General features: G+C 45.1%; 1 protein-coding gene. It reads left to right on the top strand.

Annotation, left to right across the window (positions count from 1 at the left end; genetic code table 11):
- A partial coding sequence (locus C1E99_RS12770; protein ID WP_153060258.1) for an ABC transporter ATP-binding protein occupies window positions 1–319 on the top strand: 319 nt, incomplete at both ends.

Below are 319 nucleotides of genomic sequence, written 5' to 3'. Positions count from 1 at the left end.
TGGCCAAGGTGCTTTGTGGTTTTATTCAGGGTGAGGGTGAGATTCTCTGGAAGGGGCAGTCGATCAAAGAAGATTCTGTCAAAGAGCGAGCAGAACGGATTGGTTATGTTCTTCAGAATCCCAACCAAATGATTAGCCAAACGATGATCTTTGATGAGGTTGCTCTTGGTTTGCGCATGCGAGGGGTGACAGAAGAAGAAATTGAACACCGAGTTCACCATATCTTGAAAGTATGTGGTCTGTATCCGTTTCGTAATTGGCCGATTTCGGCACTTTCCTATGGGCAGAAAAAACGGGTAACGATAGCATCTATCTTGGT

This window comes from Streptococcus suis, assembly GCF_002964045.1.
GTDB classification, from domain to species: Bacteria; Bacillota; Bacilli; order Lactobacillales; family Streptococcaceae; genus Streptococcus; species Streptococcus suis_U.
The sequence above is the reverse complement of the archived record's forward strand: the minus strand, read 5'-3'. Positions and strand labels throughout refer to the sequence as shown.